20 protein-coding genes are annotated in these 18,631 nt (G+C 62.0%); 11 read left to right on the top strand and 9 right to left on the bottom strand.

Features of this window, described 5'->3' with window-relative positions; translation table 11 throughout:
- The first annotated feature begins 159 nt into the window (after nucleotides 1-159).
- Together tusA and pdxB are read left to right on the top strand one after the other, a co-directional pair.
- Entirely contained in the window at nucleotides 160-414 is a 255-nt protein-coding gene (gene tusA / locus AC3ISG_RS17345; protein WP_065986265.1) for a sulfurtransferase TusA, read from the top strand.
- Between the two features lie 76 nt (nucleotides 415-490).
- On the top strand, nucleotides 491-1,639 hold the full coding sequence (gene pdxB, locus AC3ISG_RS17340) for a 4-phosphoerythronate dehydrogenase PdxB (protein ID WP_489297541.1): 1,149 nt from the start codon (nucleotides 491-493) through the stop codon (nucleotides 1,637-1,639).
- 54 nt (nucleotides 1,640-1,693) lie between these two features.
- On the opposite strand, the gene AC3ISG_RS17335 is transcribed toward pdxB, so the two are convergent.
- A complete protein-coding gene (locus AC3ISG_RS17335; RefSeq protein ID WP_205484274.1) occupies nucleotides 1,694-1,870 on the bottom strand; it encodes a PA1571 family protein in 177 nt (58 codons plus the stop codon).
- Nucleotides 1,871-2,042: 172 nt separating this feature from the next.
- Between AC3ISG_RS17335 and AC3ISG_RS17330 the strand changes: the two genes are divergently transcribed.
- Complete coding sequence (locus tag AC3ISG_RS17330) at nucleotides 2,043-3,821, top strand: ABC transporter transmembrane domain-containing protein (protein WP_489297540.1); 1,779 nt, start codon at nucleotides 2,043-2,045, stop codon at nucleotides 3,819-3,821.
- 21 nt (nucleotides 3,822-3,842) lie between these two features.
- Here AC3ISG_RS17330 and ppnP read toward each other — a convergent pair whose 3' ends face one another.
- Together ppnP and AC3ISG_RS17320 are read right to left on the bottom strand one after the other, a co-directional pair.
- Nucleotides 3,843-4,130 (bottom strand): pyrimidine/purine nucleoside phosphorylase, encoded by a 288-nt coding sequence (gene ppnP, locus AC3ISG_RS17325; protein WP_065986230.1) that lies wholly within the window; start codon nucleotides 4,128-4,130, stop codon nucleotides 3,843-3,845.
- A gap of 90 nt (nucleotides 4,131-4,220) precedes the next feature.
- On the bottom strand, nucleotides 4,221-4,763 hold the full coding sequence (locus AC3ISG_RS17320) for a 3'-5' exonuclease (protein ID WP_122537757.1): 543 nt from the start codon (nucleotides 4,761-4,763) through the stop codon (nucleotides 4,221-4,223).
- Nucleotides 4,764-5,221: 458 nt separating this feature from the next.
- Here AC3ISG_RS17320 and AC3ISG_RS17315 point away from each other — a divergent pair, with 458 nt between their 5' ends.
- Complete coding sequence (locus tag AC3ISG_RS17315; RefSeq protein ID WP_122537758.1) at nucleotides 5,222-6,052, top strand: substrate-binding periplasmic protein; 831 nt, start codon at nucleotides 5,222-5,224, stop codon at nucleotides 6,050-6,052.
- Between the two features lie 134 nt (nucleotides 6,053-6,186).
- Here the strand turns inward: AC3ISG_RS17315 and AC3ISG_RS17310 are convergent, their stop codons facing one another.
- Entirely contained in the window at nucleotides 6,187-6,354 is a 168-nt protein-coding gene (locus AC3ISG_RS17310) for a DUF2897 family protein (RefSeq protein ID WP_122537759.1), read from the bottom strand.
- 175 nt (nucleotides 6,355-6,529) lie between these two features.
- Between AC3ISG_RS17310 and pyrF the strand changes: the two genes are divergently transcribed.
- Complete coding sequence (gene pyrF, locus AC3ISG_RS17305; protein ID WP_163022158.1) at nucleotides 6,530-7,228, top strand: orotidine-5'-phosphate decarboxylase; 699 nt, start codon at nucleotides 6,530-6,532, stop codon at nucleotides 7,226-7,228.
- Nucleotides 7,229-7,274: 46 nt separating this feature from the next.
- On the opposite strand, the gene AC3ISG_RS17300 is transcribed toward pyrF, so the two are convergent.
- Nucleotides 7,275-8,414 (bottom strand): glycerophosphodiester phosphodiesterase, encoded by a 1,140-nt coding sequence (locus AC3ISG_RS17300; protein WP_489297539.1) that lies wholly within the window; start codon nucleotides 8,412-8,414, stop codon nucleotides 7,275-7,277.
- Nucleotides 8,415-8,780: 366 nt separating this feature from the next.
- Between AC3ISG_RS17300 and AC3ISG_RS17295 the strand changes: the two genes are divergently transcribed.
- From AC3ISG_RS17295 to AC3ISG_RS17280, 4 genes are all read left to right on the top strand, one after another.
- Nucleotides 8,781-9,713, top strand: a complete 933-nt coding sequence (locus AC3ISG_RS17295) for a 2-hydroxyacid dehydrogenase (protein ID WP_489297538.1) — start codon at nucleotides 8,781-8,783, stop codon at nucleotides 9,711-9,713.
- 42 nt (nucleotides 9,714-9,755) lie between these two features.
- Entirely contained in the window at nucleotides 9,756-10,520 is a 765-nt protein-coding gene (locus tag AC3ISG_RS17290; protein WP_489297537.1) for an SDR family oxidoreductase, read from the top strand.
- A gap of 120 nt (nucleotides 10,521-10,640) precedes the next feature.
- Nucleotides 10,641-11,330 carry a fumarylacetoacetate hydrolase family protein gene (locus tag AC3ISG_RS17285; protein WP_205484264.1) on the top strand — a complete coding sequence of 230 codons (690 nt, stop codon included), beginning with the start codon at nucleotides 10,641-10,643 and terminating at the stop codon, nucleotides 11,328-11,330.
- 96 nt (nucleotides 11,331-11,426) lie between these two features.
- On the top strand, nucleotides 11,427-12,332 hold the full coding sequence (locus tag AC3ISG_RS17280; RefSeq protein WP_489297536.1) for an AraC family transcriptional regulator: 906 nt from the start codon (nucleotides 11,427-11,429) through the stop codon (nucleotides 12,330-12,332).
- A gap of 261 nt (nucleotides 12,333-12,593) precedes the next feature.
- Here AC3ISG_RS17280 and AC3ISG_RS17275 read toward each other — a convergent pair whose 3' ends face one another.
- The gene (locus AC3ISG_RS17275; protein ID WP_489297535.1) at nucleotides 12,594-13,532 is read right to left on the bottom strand and encodes a LysR family transcriptional regulator; all 939 of its coding nucleotides are present in this window, start codon (nucleotides 13,530-13,532) and stop codon (nucleotides 12,594-12,596) included.
- Nucleotides 13,533-13,561: 29 nt separating this feature from the next.
- Between AC3ISG_RS17275 and AC3ISG_RS17270 the strand changes: the two genes are divergently transcribed.
- Nucleotides 13,562-14,266 (top strand): CTP synthase C-terminal region-related (seleno)protein, encoded by a 705-nt coding sequence (locus tag AC3ISG_RS17270; RefSeq protein WP_489297534.1) that lies wholly within the window; start codon nucleotides 13,562-13,564, stop codon nucleotides 14,264-14,266.
- Between the two features lie 153 nt (nucleotides 14,267-14,419).
- Here AC3ISG_RS17270 and AC3ISG_RS17265 read toward each other — a convergent pair whose 3' ends face one another.
- The 3 genes from AC3ISG_RS17265 to AC3ISG_RS17255 form a co-directional block, all read right to left on the bottom strand.
- Nucleotides 14,420-15,838, bottom strand: a complete 1,419-nt coding sequence (locus AC3ISG_RS17265) for a short-chain fatty acid transporter (protein WP_065986241.1) — start codon at nucleotides 15,836-15,838, stop codon at nucleotides 14,420-14,422.
- A 213-nt stretch (nucleotides 15,839-16,051) separates the two neighbouring features.
- Entirely contained in the window at nucleotides 16,052-16,708 is a 657-nt protein-coding gene (locus AC3ISG_RS17260) for a CoA transferase subunit B (protein WP_122537771.1), read from the bottom strand.
- A 92-nt stretch (nucleotides 16,709-16,800) separates the two neighbouring features.
- Nucleotides 16,801-17,502, bottom strand: coding sequence for a CoA transferase subunit A (locus AC3ISG_RS17255; RefSeq protein ID WP_037013408.1), 702 nt, complete (start codon nucleotides 17,500-17,502; stop codon nucleotides 16,801-16,803).
- A 130-nt stretch (nucleotides 17,503-17,632) separates the two neighbouring features.
- On the opposite strand from AC3ISG_RS17255, the gene AC3ISG_RS17250 reads away from it, so the two are divergent.
- Nucleotides 17,633-18,556, top strand: coding sequence for a LysR family transcriptional regulator (locus AC3ISG_RS17250; protein ID WP_122624804.1), 924 nt, complete (start codon nucleotides 17,633-17,635; stop codon nucleotides 18,554-18,556).
- The last annotated feature ends 75 nt before the right edge of the window (nucleotides 18,557-18,631 follow it).

Raw genomic sequence — 18,631 nt, 5'->3', positions numbered from 1 at the left:
AGTCTGTGTCGCGTAAGGTTGGCGGCTATCTGCCCCATTGTAAGAGCGCGCTTGCTCGCGAAGGGGCCGGGGCAAAGTGCCGATTGGCGACCTGTACCGATTAGGCGACAATGCCGGCCTGTTTTCGGAGCCCCCCTCATGTCTGATTCGATCACCCCCATGTCTGATCCCATTGAAAGCCCCGCCGTCGATGCCGTGCTCGACGCCACCGGCCTCAACTGCCCCGAGCCGGTCATGATGCTGCACCAGAAGGTGCGTGACCTGCCGCCCGGCGGCTTGCTGAAAGTGATCGCCACCGATCCGTCCACCCAGCGTGATATCCCCAAATTCTGTGTGTTCCTCGGCCATGAGCTGGTGGACAAACAGGCCGGCGACGGTGAGTTCCTGTACTGGATTCGCAAGAAGCTCGACTGATTTGTCCCATGCTTGGCTCCGCGCTGGCCCGTGAGCGCTCTGGCGCCTACACTGCGGCCACTCCAGGAGCCCTGACATGCGCATAGTTGCCGACGAAAACATTCCCTTGCTCGACGCTTTTTTCGCAGGCATCGGCGACATCCATCGCTATCCGGGCCGTACGCTCGACCGCGCCGCCGTCGCCGAGGCCGATATTCTGCTGGTGCGCTCGGTGACCTGGGTCGACCGGGCATTGCTCGAAGGGACGCCGGTGCGCTTTGTCGGCACCTGCACCATCGGCACCGATCACCTCGACCTCGATTACTTCAAGGAAGCCGGCATTCGATGGTCCAGCGCCCCGGGCTGCAACGCCCGTGGCGTGGTGGACTACGTGCTGGGCAGCTTGCTGACCCTGGCGGAAATCGAAGGCGTCGAGCTTGCCAGCCGCACGTATGGCGTCGTGGGTGCGGGGCAGGTCGGCGGTCGCTTGATCAAGGTTTTGCGAGGCCTGGGCTGGAACGTTCTGGTCTGCGACCCGCCCCGACAGGCCAGCGAAGGCGGCGATTACGTCAGCCTCGACGAGATCATCGCCCGTTGCGATGTGATCAGCCTGCACACACCGCTGGATAAAGCCGGAGACACGCCCACCTGGCACCTGTTCGACCGCGCCCGCTTGCAGCAGCTCAAGCAGGGCGCCTGGCTGATCAACGCCGCGCGCGGCCCGGTGGTCGACAACAGCGCCCTGCGCGAAGTGCTGCTGGAACGTGAAGACCTGCAAGCGGTGCTGGACGTCTGGGAGAAAGAACCGGCGGTCGACGTCGAACTGGCCGATCTGTGCGTCATCGGCACCCCACACATCGCCGGCTACAGCCTCGACGGGCGACAGCGCGGCACGGCGCAGATCTATCAGGCCCTGTGCGCGCACCTCGGCCAACCGGCGAGCATCAGGCTTGAAGATCTGCTGCCCAAGCCCTGGCTGGCGCAGGTCACTCTGGATGCCGCCACCGACCCGGTGTGGGCGCTGAATGCGCTGTGTCGCGGCGTGTACGATCCTCGTCGCGACGACGCCGATTTCCGCCGCAGTCTGGTGGGCGACGCCGAGAGCCAGCGGCTGGCTTTCGATGCGTTGCGCAAGCATTACCCGCCGCGCCGGGAAATCGACGGCCTGCAGGTTCGGATCAACGGCAAGTCGGCGGCCCTGCGTCAGATCGTCGAGGCCCTCGGCGCAACGGTTGTGGGTGACTGATCGGCGCCCATAAAAAACCCGGCGCCATGGCCGGGTCTCAAGCAAATCTGCACATCAACTTTGTTTTTCGGGCTGCACCCAGTACTTCTCGCATTCCTGGCAGGCTGCCTGAACCATTTCTTCAGTGATCAGGATTTCCTGCCCGTTTCTATCGAGAATCGCGCCGCCCAGTTGCAGCTCGGGCTGAGGGCGGAACACGGGTTCTTGATTGCTGCCGCTGTGCAAGGTCATGGCCTGTCTCCTCATCAAATACGTGCGCGTCAATAGTAATCACGGCTGCATGTCCAGGCCGTGACAGCATTCCTTGACTGAAACCCGCCTGCAGAGTTCAGCGAAAGCTGACGAGCGTACACGGGGAGGGAGGTGTAGGCTCTGCGGCTGATTCGTCTACCGGGTGTCTTCCATGGCTTCAGTCTTTTCCGGCCGTCAGCGGCATGCCATTCGTCTTGCTCTGCGCATGATCGCGCCGTATCGCAAGCAAGCCGTCGGTGCGTTGGTGGCGTTGGTGGTCACCGCAGGCATCACCCTGTCTATGGGGCAAGGCATACGGCTGATGGTCGATCAGGGCTTCATGACCCGTTCACCAACCCTGCTCAATGAAACCATCGGCCTGTTCATGGTGCTGGTGGTCGCCCTCGCGGTCGGCACCTTCGCGCGCTTTTATCTGGTGTCGTGGATCGGCGAGCGGGTGGTCGCCGATTTGCGCAAGCAGGTGTTCGACCACCTCGTCAGCCTGCATCCCGGTTTCTACGAGAACAATCGCAGCTCGGAAATCCAGTCGCGCCTGACGGCCGACACCACGCTGCTGCAATCGGTGATCGGCTCGTCGCTGTCGATGTTCCTGCGCAACGCGCTGATGGTTATCGGCGGCATCATCCTGCTGTTCTTCACCAACCCCAAGCTCACCAGCATCGTGGTCGTCGCACTGCCTCTGGTGATCGCGCCGATTCTGGTTTTCGGGCGCCGTGTGCGCAGTCTGTCGCGGGAGAGCCAGGACCGCGTGGCGGATGTCGGCAGCTACGTGTCCGAGGCCCTGGGGCAAATCAAGACCGTTCAGGCCTACAACCATCAGGAGCAGGATCGTCAGCGTTTCGCGCAGACCGCCGAAGACGCGTTCGAGACGGCGCGCAAACGAATTCTGCAGCGCTCGTGGCTGATTACCCTGGTGATCGTACTGGTGCTGGGCGCGGTCGGCGTGATGCTCTGGGTCGGCGGCATGGATGTGATTGCCGGCCGCATCTCCGGCGGCGAGCTGGCGGCGTTCGTGTTCTACAGCTTGATCGTCGGCAGCGCGTTCGGCACCCTCAGCGAGGTCATCGGTGAGATGCAACGGGCGGCGGGCGCGGCAGAGCGCATCACCGAATTGCTGCAGGCGCGCAGCGAAATCACGGCGCCCACCAGCGATCTGCTCACGCTTCCCGAACGCATCAGTGGTCGCCTGGCGCTGGAAAACCTCAGTTTCGCCTACCCCTCACGGCCGGAGCGCAATGCCGTGGACGGCTTGAGCCTGACCGTCGACGCGGGGGAAACCCTGGCGCTGGTCGGGCCTTCCGGTGCGGGCAAGTCGACGCTGTTCGACCTGCTGCTGCGCTTCTATGACCCGCAACAGGGGCGCGTGCTGATTGAAGGCATGCCTGCCGAACGCCTCGATCCGCTGGATCTGCGCCGCTGCTTCGCCTGGGTGTCGCAAACCCCTGCGCTGTTTTTCGGCTCGGTGGAGGACAACATTCGCTACGGCAACCCGGCGGCCAGCGTCGAGCAAGTGGAAGCGGCAGCGCGGATTGCCCATGCCCATGAATTCATTCAACTGCTGCCACAGGGTTATCAGACCCATCTGGGGGACGGCGGCATGGGCTTGTCGGGCGGGCAGCGTCAACGTCTGGCGATTGCTCGGGCCTTGCTGGCCGATGCGCCGATTCTGCTGCTCGACGAAGCCACCAGCGCACTGGATGCCCAGAGCGAGTACCTGATTCAGCAGGCACTGCCGACGTTGATGAAGGGCCGCACGACCCTGGTGATCGCCCATCGGCTGGCGACGGTGCAGAACGCAGACCGCATTGCGGTGATGGATCAGGGGAAATTGGTCGCGGTGGGAACCCATCGCGAGCTGATCGCCAGCAACCCACTGTACGCGCGGCTGGCCGCCTTGCAGTTCAATTCCGGGGTGGAGCAGGTCGACTGAGTGCCGACCTGAATCTGCGTGTCAGTCTTTGCGGTATTCACAGAGGTAGGCGGTTTCTTCGGTCGCCTCGACATCGAATTTGACGTTCGCCGGGATCTTGAAATCTGTGCCGGCCTTGAAGGTCTCCCAATCATTGGCGCCAGGCAGCAGGACTTTCAACTCGCCTGAGATCACGTGCATGATTTCGCGGTCGCCGGTGCCGAAGTTGTATTTTCCGGGAGCCATGACGCCGATGGTCGCGTCGCCTGCTGCTTGCTTGAAGGCGATTGATTTGACGGTACCGTCGAAATACTCGTTGACCTTGAACATGGCTGATCTCCTTGGAAAGGGCTGGAAAAGGCCGGACAGTATGCCGAACGTATAAAAGGCCGTCATCCGCTTTGATAAATGCGTCACGCCCTAGCCTGGCATCACCAGCGGTAACAACCGTGCGGTATTGCGCGCGTCCGATAACGCCCGGTGCTGCTGGCCGTTGAAATGCATTCCCGCCAGTTGCAGCGCGGTGTTCAGACCACAGGGTTTTTGCAGGTGACGGGCTTTGGCGAAGCGTTGTTTCAGGTTGATGTGGGGGAGGGTGGCGAGTTCGCTGGCGAGCTGGTGCTGACGCCAGTCCTGTTGCAATTGCTGACGGTCGTAATCGCCCCAACTGGTCCAAGCCACCAGTCGCTCCCGGTGTTGAGCAATCCAGCGTTCGAACTGCGGCCATACGGCGGGCAGTGTCAGCGCACTGTCGATGAAGCGCTGCTGAATGTGCGTCAGCTCGCGGCAGAAGGGCGTCAGCAAGGGCCGGCGCAGGGGCCGAACGAAACGCTCGAAATGATCGATTTCACGTCCGTCCTGATTGACCAGTGACGCACCGATTTCGATGATTTCCATCTCCGCCACCGGCCATCCGCCCTCTTCGGTGGTGGCCTCCAGGTCTATCACCAGCCAGTAGGACATCTTCAACTCCTGTTTCGTAACCTGCGGCAGCGCCCTGGAGCGTAGCCAGATGACGGCCGTCCCGTCCAACTGCCCGGCGCAGATGATCCATGATTGGGACTCGTGACATGCCGGAAGGTTTGCAGGCGCAGCGTCTTTTGTAGCCCCTGACCCGCATATGGCCGGGACAGCGCTTGCCTGGCCAACGCGGCTCGGCATAAATTGCATGTGCGTCCGGTCCTCATATAAAGCGCGGCGCGGTCGATAACGCAAAGGACACGGACAGCTTCAGCGCTTTTGGCAGGACCGGCTTCAGCCGGGAAAGGGCCGGAAAAGGCCGCAAGGGAAAGGGGGCAGCAAGGCGCAAGGAGGGCGAGAATTGGAACGACAGAGGTGATTTAGCCTCCGTTTGACCGTTGTCTAAATGATCGCGAACGCATAGCTTACGCACTCCGTTTCGCCTGAGGTGCCTTGTCTTGATGTCCACGCCGATGCGGATGGCTTTTAAAACCCTGCTGTTCACGACCACAACACTGTGGGCCTGGCAGGCGGATGCGACGCAGATCGTGCGCATTGGTGCGGCGCATTTTCCGCCGTATACGATTCGTCCCGAGCGCGGCGAAGACACCGGATTATTGCCGCAGATGATCAGCGCACTGAACGCGATGCAGAACGACTACCGCTTCGAGGCAGTGCCTACGTCGATCCCGCGCCGGTTTCGCGATTTCCAGCAGGCGCGCTTCGACATGGCCATTTTCGAAAACCCTGCCTGGGGCTGGAAAGGCATTCCCCATCAAGATGTCGACATGGGGCTCGAAGACGCCGAAGTGTTTGTCGCCCACCGGTTGCAGGGCAGGACCCAGACGTATTTCGATGAGCTGCACGGCAAGCGCCTCGCACTGTTCAGCGGCTATCACTACGCGTTCGCGCGATTCGACGCCGACCCTAAATTTCTGGCCGATAACTACAACGCCACGCTGACCTATTCCCACGACAGCAACCTGCTGATGGTGCTGCGTGACCGCGCGGACATCGCGCTGGTGACGCGCTCCTATCTGAGCACGTTCATGTCGAACAACCCGCAGGACGCCGAACAATTCCTGGTCTCGGACCGCGTGGACCAGGTGTATCGGCACTATGCGCTGCTGCGCCCGGATGCACCCATCAGCGGCGAGCGCTTCAGCGAATTGCTCCGGCAGCTTCGGGAGAACGGGGAAATGTTCAAGATCTTCCAGCCGTTTCGGATCGCTGTGACACCCCAGGCAACTCACCACGCGGTGGCTCAGGGCGAAGATCGGAACAGGGACTGACGAAGGCACGTATTACCGGCTGGGGACGCGCGGCGGGTGATTGGCGGATGATTGGCGAGCACTTGGTGGGAGGGCGCTGAGTGCGCGCTCCCACGATGCGCTTGAACGATGTCGGTCAGCGTCGACAAACTGACTCAGCGATCTCGGGCTTCTTTTGCGTCCATCTCGGCATTGCGCTCGTGGACGCGTTTGAGTTGTTCATCGGTGAGGGGCAGTTTCTTCGCTGAATCCTTGAGCATCAGCAGACCGCCGACGATCGAGCCGATTGCAACGAGCAGAATTAACCAGGCATACCAGGGCATAACGCTCTCCTTCTTGTGATAAGGGTTGGAGCAGCGACGCTGTCCAGTGGTTCAATTGTAGGAGATGTCCAACGCCTGGCGCGCGTGGGGCAGGCATTTACCGATTGCCGGGTCCCGCCCTGCGGGATGTTCGGCTACAATGCGCGCCGATTTCGACTTGCCAGAGAACCCGCTCATGTCCGCCTGCCAGACCCCCATCATCGTCGCCCTGGATTTTCCGACCCGCGAAGCCGCGTTGAATCTGGCTGATCAACTGGACCCCAAACTGTGCCGGGTCAAAGTAGGCAAAGAGCTGTTCACCAGCTGCGCATCGGACATCGTTGAAACCCTCAACGCCAAAGGCTTCGAGGTGTTCCTGGACCTCAAATTCCACGACATTCCCAACACCACGGCGATGGCGGTCAAGGCTGCCGCTGAAATGGGCGTCTGGATGGTCAATGTGCATTGCTCGGGCGGCCTGCGCATGATGGCGGCCTGCCGTGACGTGCTGGATCAGCGTACCGGCCCCAAGCCGCTGTTGATCGGGGTCACCGTGCTGACCAGCATGGAGCGCGAAGACTTGGCCGGGATCGGTCTGGACATCGAACCCCAGGAGCAGGTGCTTCGGTTGGCGGCGCTGGCGGAAAAAGCCGGGATGGACGGTCTGGTGTGTTCCGCGCTGGAAGCGCAGGCGCTGAAAGCCGCGCATCCATCGCTGCAACTGGTCACCCCGGGCATTCGCCCCGCCGGCAGCGCGCTGGACGATCAGCGCCGCATTCTGACGCCGCGCCAGGCGCTGGATGCAGGCTCCGACTATCTGGTCATCGGCCGCCCGATCAGCCAGGCGGCCGATCCGGCGAAAGCGTTGGCAGCGGTGGTGGCAGAGCTGGCTTGATCCGCTCTTGCAGTTGAATCGCCGGCAAATGCCGGCGGTTCCTGGCTCAAAAGCTGCTGCGTTTCAGGATCGAGTCCATGCTTTCCTTCGACGGTCGACCGTAGAATTTCAGCAGTTCCGAAGCACGGTTGGTAAAGAACCCGTCCACGCCCTGTTCGCTGATCGTTTTGAAATCCACCGCGTCATCGACGGTGTACGGGTGGACGATCATCCCGCGATCATGGGCCATCTTGTTCATCCACGGCTGCACCAGGTCACTGTAGCTCTGGTCACCGCCGTTCTTCAGCGCCGCCGATGGCCCAGTCCCTACGGCGCCGTGGGCCTTGGCCCAATCCATCCAGGCGGCGAACTCTTCTTTGGATTTCACCTGCTGACTGGCATAGAAGCTGGCTTTGTCCTTGGCCCCCGAATCCTTGAACGTCTTGCCCGAAGCCGTTTCGATAGAGCCGTCACCCAGCCACAGCAGCAGGACTTTCGGCGTGTCGGGCATGGCCTTCTGCAACAACTCCATGCTTGGCTTTTCAAACGTCTGCAGCACCACGCGGCCGGGCATGTGGGCGACGTTGACATAGCCTTTCTCGGCGGCAGGACGCTGGCTCAGCCAACCGCGCTGATCGAGCTTCTTCTTTAAATCTTCTTCAATGCCCGGAAACTGCGCCGGCACCTTGGTTTCGATGTACAGACCGGGCTTGTTCTTGCCGCCTTCGGCGATGTCGATGACCTCATCCAGCGTCAGAATCTTCAGCCCGACGTAGGCGGCGCGGGCGCGATCCGGGTAGGCCTTGTTGAACCACGAGCCGGCGTCCAGGCGTTTGATTTCTTCCAGCGTAAAAGTATTCAGCGGGTCTTTGGCCCGTTGCGGGTAGACCTCCGCGATATTCGTCGTGCGCTCCAGCGTGTTGTCGTGCAGCGCGATGAGCACGCCATCCTTGGTGCGCTGGATGTCCATCTCCAGGTAATCCGCGCCCAGCTCGCGAGCCAGGGTGTAGGAAGCAACCGTTTCTTCGGGTGCATTGAACGATGCGCCACGATGGGCGATCACTGCCGGCCATGGCACGCCGATCTTCGCCGCCAGCGCCCGACCCGGTTCCTTGCCAGTATCAGCGGCGGCCATGGCCACGGCGGATGACAACAACACACCGGCAATCGCGGCGCCGCTAATCGTTCTGGATAATCCTTTCAACATGGTTCTGACGTTCCTTTTAGGCGTGACCGTAAGGGGCGCGGCCATTGCCGAGCCGCGTGGCACATCGTTTTGTCGTGAAAAATCAGGTGTCGCAGGGCTTAGACCTTAAACAGCAAAGCGCGTCTCGGGCAACGGGGATTGTCGTTTCGAGGGGGATTGCTGTCGTTTTGAAGGAGATCGTAAAGACCTCGGCTGCTCCGTTCACTCGGTATCGGGTGCGTGAAAGTGTCCGCGTTGCTTGTGACGTTAATGGGTCTGCCGGGCTAACGCGTTTTGTCAGGACCCTGGATTTTCATGTCCGCCTCTGCCCAACCGCTCTCACTCGCGCTACTGTCAGCACCACGAATTTTGCCTGGCGGAGGGATGATGAAAACGGTGTTGGTGCTGGTGGAAAGCGTGAACATGTATTTGCCGATTCTGGAAAGCAGCGGCTTTCGCCTGATTCTGGCGCCGACGCCGGCAATGCGTGCCGAGGCGGTGGCGAACGGGGGCGAGGAGATTGACGCCGTGCTGACCCGCGGGCCGCTGGGGTTCACTGCCGAGGAAATGGCCGCGCTGCCGAAGCTCGGCATCATCTGTGTGATTGGCGCGGGCTACGAACGTGTCGACCTCGAAGCCGCCGAGGCGCGGGGGATTGTGGTGACTAACGGGGCAGGGGTGAATGCCCCGACGGTGGCAGACCACGCGATGGCCTTGCTGCTGGCGGCGGTTCGCGACATTCCTCAGGCCGACGTGTCGGTGCGCCGCAACGAATGGCGCAAGGTCACACGGCCCTCGTTCGCCGGCAAACGCTTGGGCATTCTCGGCCTTGGTTCGGTCGGGATGGCCATCGCCAAACGCGCGCAGGGGTTTGATATGGTCATCCACTATCACAGCCGCTCGCCGCGCGCGGGCGTGGATTTCAACTATTGCGCGACCCCGCTGGCGCTGGCCGAAGCGTCGGACTTTCTGGTGGTGGCGACGCCGGGTGGCGGGTCGACGCGGCACCTGATCGACAAGGCGGCCATCGCAGCGTTAGGCGCTGACGGCTTTCTCGTCAACATCGCGCGTGCCAGCGTCGTCGACACCGATGCGGTGATCGACGCGCTTCAGCACGGCCGTCTTGCCGGTGCGGCGCTAGACGTATTCGACGACGAGCCCCACGTCCCCGATGCCTTGAAAGCCTTGAACAACGTGGTTCTCACGCCGCACTTGGCGGGGTTGTCGCCGGAAGCGTCGCGCGACACCGTGAAAATGGTCGCCGAAAACCTGCTGGCGTTTTACGCCGGGCAGCCGGTGTTGACGCCTGTTCACAGCTGACGATCAGTTGCCTGGTCTTCTCTAACAAAAAAGGAATCGTGCATGTCTTCATCTCCTGTATTGAAAGTTGCTTTGGTGACGGGCGCCGGGAGCGGCATTGGCCGTGCCGTTGCCCTGCAGCTGCTGGCTGACGGCTTTGCCGTGGTGCTGGCCGGGCGTCGGCCCGAGCCGTTGCAGGCGCTGGTCGAACAGGCCGAGTCTGCTGGACAGCGGGCGCTGGCGGTGCCGACGGATGTGCGTGATCCTGCCAGCGTCGAAGCGCTGTTCGCGACCATTGAAAGCACGTTCGGTCGACTGGACGTGTCGTTCAATAATGCGGGCATTGGCGCACCGGCCGTGCCGATGGACGAGTTGTCGGTCGAGCAGTGGAAGAACGTCATCGACACCAACGTCACCGGGATGTTTTTGTGCGTGCGCGCCGCGTTCGGCCTGATGCGGCGTCAGGTGCCTCAGGGTGGACGAATCATCAACAACGGCTCGATTTCGGCGCACACGCCCCGGTTGTTCAGCTCGCCTTATACGTCCAGCAAACACGCCGTGCTGGGCCTGACCAAAAGCACCGCGCTTGACGGTCGGCAGTTCAACATCGCCTGTGGCCAGATCGACATCGGCAACGCCCTCACCGAAATGACCGATCGCATGACCAAAGGCGTGTTGCAGCCCAACGGTGATCTGCAGGTCGAGCCGACCATGAACGTGCAGCATGTGGCTGAAGCGGTGAGTTACATGGCCGGACTGCCAATGTCGGCCAACGTGCTGAACATGACCGTCATGGCCAGTGGCATGCCGTTTGTGGGCCGTGGCTGATCATCGGTGCTAGTGGTTGCGTTGTTTTGTCCAAAACCTGGTGGGATCCGTCCAACCTGGCTAAGCGATCAATCGCCACACTCAACCCATGCCGAGCCACCTTAAATCGAGGACACCGCCATGACCGAGTTCGTTATCGCCCCCGTTGCCACACCGTCCCTGGCCGTTGCCGGGACTGCCAGCCGTTTTCCGATTCGTCGGGTTTTCTGCGTCGGCCGTAATTACTCCGATCACGCCCGGGAAATGGGCCACGACCCTGACCGCGAGCCGCCGTTCTTTTTCATGAAGCCGGCCGACGCCGTGGTGCCCGCTGAAGGCCAGATTGCCTACCCGCCGCTCACCGAGGACTTGCACCACGAAATCGAGCTGGTGGTGGCGATCGGCAAGGATGGCGTGAACATCGACCCGCAGGACGCCCTGACCCACGTCTGGGGCTACGGCGTCGGTCTGGACCTGACCCGCCGCGATTTACAGGCCCAGGCCAAGAAGATGGGCCGGCCGTGGGAGTGGGCCAAAGCGTTCGACGCCTCCGCGCCCGCCACACCGTTGCGTCCGGTCAGCGAGATCGGCCACCCGGAAGCTGGTGCGATTTGGCTCGACGTCAATGGCGAGCGCCGCCAGCGTGGCGATCTGTCTGACCAGATCTGGGCGGTCAGGGACGTGATCGCGTACCTGTCGCAGTCGGTCGGGGTCAAGGCGGGCGACCTGATCTATACCGGAACGCCAGCCGGGGTGGGCGCGTTGCAGCGCGGCGATGTGGTCAGCGCCGGGATCGAAGGCCTTGCCGAACTGAGTGTGACGATTGGCTGATCCCAGGTTCAAGCCCGCCTGAGAATCCTTTGGTTCGGCTGCCGCCGTTGCCCTACCATGGGGCAGTCCGAACCGGCGATTTCAGGTGTTTCAGCGATGGCCCATCCCTCCCGCATCCAGACCTATGGCATGCAGCAGCGCAGCGACCGCATGGATTTCTACATCCGTGACAAGTCCGTCCGGCCCGCGCTGACCGCGCCCCATCGTCACGACTATTTTCAGATCCAGATCAACCTCGGCGGCGACACCGTGCAGCACATCGGTGGCGCGGTCAGGCCGTTTCCGCGCAACACCCTGGCGTTCATCCTGCCCCATCGCCTGCACGTGATTCCGCACCCGGAAGAAAGCAATTTTGTCGTCATCAACTTCTCTCAGGAATTTCTCCTGCAACACCTGCAGTGCGACCCGATGGACCTTGAAGACGTGCCCGTCGCCGAGGCGCCTGAACTGGCGCCGTTCCGCTTTCAGGAGCATCTGGATTTCACCCTCGATGACACCGATTTCGCCGAAGTGACCGCGCTGCTGGCGCAGATGCGCGTCATGGATCGCGCCAGGCAGTTGGGCTCAGGCGCCATCCTGCGGGGATGCCTGCTGCAATTGATCGGCGCGGTGTGCAATCGCTACGAAGCGCAGTTGCTGGCGCTGTCGGCGAACAAGGCCGAGCGGCGTGGACGGCGCGACGCGATGAGCCGGGTGATCGACTACATTCGCGAACACATCGCCGATCCGGCCATGACCCTTACCGATGCGGCGGCGGCGGCCTTTCTGTCGCCCAATTACCTGACCCACCTGTTGCGCAAGGAAACCGGCAACAGCTTTTCCGAACTGGTCCTGGAGCGGCGCATGCGGCTGGCGCGGACGCATTTGATGAACAGCAGCAAACCCTTGAGCCACATCGCCGAAATCTGCGGGTTTACCGACGAAGCGTATTTCTCGCGGCGCTTCCGCAAAGCCCACGGCATGCCGCCGGGCCAGTTTCGCCGGGAGCGGCGGGGTGGTTGAACGGCTTTTAAAGGGGACTGATTTATTTACAGCGCTTCACCGTAAATTAATCTGTCCCCGTTCGAGCGAGAAAGTGATAGCGACTGAACCGGCCTCTTCCCGGCTGAAGCCGGTCCCACTGAAAGCATCGTGCCCGATCAATCTCAATGTGCTGGCTTCTTTCCTGGCTGAACGCAGGCCTCCCGAACACCGCGTACTTAGTGGGACCGGCTTCAGCCGGGAAGGCGTCGGCACAGCTGGCATCAATCTGGCGCTGTCTGCCTACAACTTAATCGCCCTGGTCAGCTCGCTGAACAACGCCGACACCGAGCGTAGCGCCCGGCAATCTGGCCGGGTCAGCAGCCACAGTCCGGTGTCATGGCCTGCGAGCGGCTCGCTCAAAGGCTGAACCTCGCTGTCCCGAACCATGAAATCCGGCAGGGCTGCTACGCCCATGCCTGCGCGCACCAGTTGGGCCACGGCCAGCATGGAGCTGCAGCGGTAGGCGAGGTTCACGCCGGGTAGCTGCTGCCGCCGCCACACGACGGTCGGGTGATCAGGGAGGAAATCGTCGGGGGCGACCCAGGCCATGTCGTCGAGGGCCAGATCACCGATGCGTCCCGCGTAGGCGGCGCTCGAACAGATCCGATACGCAACCGTGCCCAGACGAGTGCCCACCAGATGCTCAGGCGGTGTGTTGGTCAGCCGTAGCGCAATGTCGGCGTCGCGGCGGCTCAGGTTGGCGAAGGTGCTGGAGGTGTTCAGCTCCAGACGCAGGCCCGGGTAGTCCGGCATGAAACGGCTCAAGGCGGGGAGCAGCAGGCTTTGCAATACGGCTTCCGTGCAGGTCAGGCGCACGGTGCCACTGACAACCTGTCGGCCCTGCTCAAGGCTCAATTGCGCCAGCGCCAGGGCGTTCTCGGCGCTTTCGGCCTGCTGGGCGAGCGCGAGGGCTGCGCTGGTCGGCACATACCCCGCACGGCTCTTGTCGAAGAGCGCCGTGCCCACCGCTTTCTCCATCCGACGCACTGCGCGGAATACCGTCGAGACATCGACCTTCAGCAGCTCAGCGGCCTTGCCCAGCGTCCGCCCACGCACCAGCGCTAGGATGAGGGTGAGGTCGGCATGATTGATTCGATAGTGCGCGGCTGCATTGATCACTTGCCTGGACGCCAATTCTGATTGCAGAGCGACAAGCTTATAGTCGCCTCCGGACCTCATGCAAAGCGTTTTGATATCAGGGAGCACACATGACTCAAGGGCAAAAAATCCAGATCGCGTTGGTAGGTGACTACGACGTGAGCGTGCCGGCACATCAGGCCATACCGGTGGCGCTGGACAGGGTGGTGAGCGAAACCGGGCTCGACGTTCAGGCAACGTGGGTGCCGACGACGGAGATCGGGGATGGCGTGGGCTTGCAGGCGTTCGATGGCATCTGGTGTGTGCCGGCCAGCCCCTACCGCAACATGGACGGCGCGCTGACGGCAATTCGTTTCGCCCGCGAGCGGCAGATTCCCTTCCTCGGCACGTGCGGCGGCTTTCAGCATGCGCTGCTGGAGTACGCGCGCAATTATCTAGGTTGGGCCGATGCCGAGCACGCCGAGACCGCGCCGGAATCGGAGAACGCCATCATCACGCCCTTGAGTTGCTCGCTGGTCGAAGCCTTCGCGCCGATCCGTCTGCGGCCGGGTTCGCGGATTGCCGCCGCCTACGACGCGCTGGAAACGCAGGAGCGCTACCGCTGCCGCTATGGTTTGCGCAAGGAACTGGAGGCCGACGTGTTTAGCGGCCCGCTAAAAGTGTCGGGCTATGACGAAGATGACGAGGTCCGCGCGATGGAGCTCGAAGGTCATCCGTTTTTCATCGCTACGTTGTTTCAACCGGAACGCGCTGCGCTGGAGGGCAGCACGCCGCCACTGGTGAAGGCGTTTGTCCTGGCCTGCGCGGCAATCTAACGCCATAAACGCCGTTCCTGTGGGAACGAGCTTGCTCGCGAAGGCCCTGTGAGTAGGACCCGCTTCAGCCGGGAAGGGGCCTTCACATGCACCCTCGATTTTCCGGTGTGACCATTAACGTCTTCCCGGCTAAAGCCGGTCCTACTTATCCAATCAAGGCATGACCGGCGGGATGTACGCCAACGTCGTGCCCAGCACCCACAACAGGAACAGCACCAGCGGCGTATGCACCAACAGCTGCACGAACGAGAAGCCGATCAAATCCCGCGCCTTCAAACCAAGCACGCCCAGCAGCGGCAGCATATAGAAGGGGTTGATCAGGTTCGGCAGCGCTTCGGCGGCGTTGTAGATCTGCACCGCCCAGCCGAGGTGGTATTTGAGGTCGTTGGCGACCTGCATCACGTACGGCGCTTCGATGATCCACTTGCCGCCACCCGACGGAATGAAGAACCCGAGAATCGCCGAGTACACACCCATCAGCAGCGCATAGGTGTCGTGGGAGGCGATGCTGGTGAAGAAGGTCGAGATGTGGTGCGCGACGGTTTGCGCATCACCGCCCTTGACCGTGGTCAGCAGCGCGGCGATCGATCCGTACAACGGAAACTGGATCAGCACGCCGGTGGTGGTCGGCACCGCGCGAGCTACGGCGTCGAGGAAACTCCGCGGACGCCAGTGCAACAGCGCGCCGACCATGATGAACAGGAAGTTATAGGTGTTCAGGCCGGAAATCGCGGTGATTGCCGGCTTGGTGCTGAACTCGTTGTACAACCAGCCGGACGCCAGCGCGACCATCAGAATGATCAGCAGCGGGCTGTATTCCAGCCATTCCCCCGGGCGGGTGCGCGGCGGCAACGGTGGCAGGCTGAAGCTCGGGTCGATGCCGCACTCTTTAGCGTCACGGGCGTTGGCCGGACCGGGCGCGGTGGCGTAGGCGACGATGATCGAGACCACCACCAAGGCCAGCAGCATCACGCCGGACTGCCAGAGGAAGATGGTCTGGGTGAACGGGATCACCCCGGTGATCGCCAGGATCGACGGCGGCAGGCTGGCAGGGTTGGCTTGCAACTGCGCGGCGGACGAGGACAGGCCCAGTGCCCACACTGCGCCCAGACCCAGATAAGCCGCGGCACCGGCGGCGCGGTAATCCATTTTCAGATCGGTACGCCGGGCGAGGGCACGCACCAGCAAGCCGCCGAAGACCAGTGACAAACCCCAGTTGAGCAGCGACGCCACCATGCTGATCAGCGCGACCCAGGCCACGGCCGAACGACCGTTTTTCGGGAGGCGGGCCAGGCGGTCGATCAGCTTGACCGCCGGCGGCGAACTGGCGACGACATAGCCGCCGATGACCACGAAGGCCATTTGCATGGTGAACGGGATCAGGCTCCAGAAGCCGTCGCCGAAGGCTTTGGCGGTGTCGGCGGGTTTGGCGCCGATGACCAGCGTGGCGAGGGTGACGATGACCACGGCCAGGGCGGCGAACACCCACGAGTCCGGGAACCAGCGTTCCGCCCATTTGGCGCAACGCAGGGCAAAGCGGGCGGAGCGGCTTTCTTCGATGTCGGCGGCCACGTGTGTTACCTCTTTTAGTTATTGTTCAGGTTTTTTGGACGGCAGTTTCAAGTGTTGGCGGTGACGCGAAAAAAGCACCGGCTCAGATACAGCAAAGCCCCTTCATCGCTGAAGGGGCAGGGCGGTCTGACCAAAGGTGCGTGTCTGCGAAAGCTCAGGGTGTGGCCAAAACGTGGAGCACGACGCGGATCCCGTAGGAGCGGGCCATCGCGCTTAAAACGTCATTTCCACCACGTCATCCGGCACGATCAGTTTGCCGGCAGTCTTGGCGATGATTTCATCGACGGTCACGCCCGGTGCGGTTTCGCGCAGCACGAAGGCGCCGTTTTCGATCTCTAGATACGCAAGGTCGGTCAGCACTTTCTTGATGCAGCCTGCGCCGGTCAGCGGCAGGCTGCAGCGCGACAGCAGCTTGGATTCGCCGTCCTTGGACGCATGGGTCATGGTGACAATGATGTTCTCGGCGCCGGCCACCAGGTCCATCGCGCCACCCATGCCCTTGACCAGCTTGCCGGGGATCATCCACGAGGCAATGTTGCCTTCGACGTCCACTTCGAACGCGCCGAGCACGGTCAGGTCGACGTGGCCGCCACGGATCATGGCGAAGGACTCGGCGGATGAGAAAATCGACGCGCCCTTGCGCGCGGTAACGGTCTGTTTGCCGGCGTTGATCATGTCGGCGTCTATGGTCTCTTCGGTCGGGAAGGCGCCCATGCCGAGCAGGCCGTTTTCCGATTGCAGCATCACGTCGATGCCGTCCGGGACGTAGTTGGCGACCAGGGTGGGAATGCCGATGCCCAGGTTCACGTAGAAGCCGTCTTGCAGTTCGCGCGCAACGCGCTGTGCCATTTGTTCGCGGGAGAGTGCCATGGTCTTGGGTCTCTTTTATTCTGTCCGGTCCGTGGGAAGCCCCAGCGCCGGAGATACAAAGGGGGGAGATCGGTTCGAGTACGACGCTGACGTCAGGCTTTTCTGACGGTTCGCTGCTCGATGCGCTTCTCGAACGTGCCCAGGATCACGCGATCGACATAGATGCCGGGGGTGTGGATCTCGGTGGGTAAAAGCACGCCGGGCTCGACGATTTCTTCAACCTCCACCACGGTGATCTTGCCGGCTGTGGCCACGACCGGATTGAAGTTCTGTGCGGTGTGACGGTAGACCACGTTACCGAAGTGGTCAGCCTTCCAGCCTTTGACGATGGCGAAGTCGCCGGTGATGGCTTCTTCCAAGATCACGTTGCGGCCATTGAACTGGCGGGTTTCCTTGCCTTCCGCGACGGGAGTGCCGTAGCCGGTGGCGGTATAGAACGCAGGAATGCCGGCGCCGCCTGCGCGCATTTTTTCCGCCAGGGTGCCTTGGGGGGTGAGCTCGACTTCCAACTCGCCGCTGAGCAACTGGCGCTCGAACAGGGCATTTTCACCGACGTAGGACGCGACCATTTTGCGAATCTGCCGATCTTCCAGAAGGATGCCGAGGCCAAATCCGTCCACGCCGCAGTTGTTGGAAACCACCGTCAGGCCTTTCACGCCCATGCGCTTGATTTCGGCGATGAGGTTTTCGGGAATGCCGCAGAGTCCGAAGCCGCCGGAGAGCACGGTCATGTTGTCGGTCAGCCCGGCGAGGGCTTCAGCGTAGGTTGCCACGCGTTTGTCGAGTCCAGCCATGGTGAGATCCCGCCTTATTTGTAGTTGTGTCCGACAATCTAAGCATCGGAGAGCGTTGACCGCATCTTCTCTCGCGTGCACTGATTTGTTAATTTTGTTTTTTTGATCGATTGATAAGTATTCCAAATATATGAACGTGAAACAGCTTCGGGCGTTTCTGGCAGTGGCGCAGTGCTTGAGTTTCGCTCAGGCCGGCGAACGGTTGCATGTGTCGCAACCAGCTTTAAGCCTGACCATCAAGGCGCTGGAGGAAGACCTGGGCGGGCAATTGCTGACCCGCACCACGCGCAATGTCAGCCTGACGCCCGAGGGCGAGGCCTTGCTGCCGCTGGCCCGGCAGCTGCTCGCCGACTGGGACAACACCGAAGAGCTGCTGCGACAGCGTTTCACGCTGCAAATGGGCAAAGTATCGGTGGCCGCCATGCCGTCCTACGCGGGCAATTCGCTGCCGATCGCGCTGAAGATTTTTCGCGAGCGCTACCCTCGGGTAAACGTCGCGGTGCACGACGTGATCAACGAGCAGGTGGTGGAGATGGTCGGGCATCGGCGCGTCGAGCTGGGCATCGGCTTTGAGCCCGAAGCGGGCAACAACCTGATCTTCACGCCGTTTTACATGGATCGGTTTGTTGCCGTGGTGCCGAAGGATTCCCCGCTGGCCGCGCGCCGCGAAGTGAGTTGGGACGAACTGTTGCATCACGACTTCATCACCCTGCAACGCCCGTCCGCCGTGCGCTTGCTGCTGGAGCAGGACCTGCAGAGCCAGCACGGCAAACTCTCGGTGGCGTTTGAAAGCCATCAGCTGTCGACGGTCGGACGCATGGTCGCCAATGGCTTGGGCGTCAGCGCGGTGCCGTCGCTGTGCATCGCGCAGATGGAAGAACTCGGCGCCCGCTGCATCGCATTGGAAGGCCCGCGCATCGAGCGTCGTATTGGCTTGATGACCCAGGCGGACCACCAGTTGTCAGCCGCCGCTCAGGGGTTGCGCGAGGTGCTGATCGAATGCGCGCGTGACTCAAATGCTGGTTTCGCGAGCAAGCTCGCACCCCCGGCGTGATGCTGCGGTTCAAGTAGGGGCCGGTGGCGAAACGGCCGGATCCTGTGAAAATTTAACTGCGACGCAATGCCGCAT

It is taken from the genome of Pseudomonas sp. GL_135 (assembly GCF_057834665.1).
The sequence above is the reverse complement of the archived record's forward strand: the minus strand, read 5'-3'. Positions and strand labels throughout refer to the sequence as shown.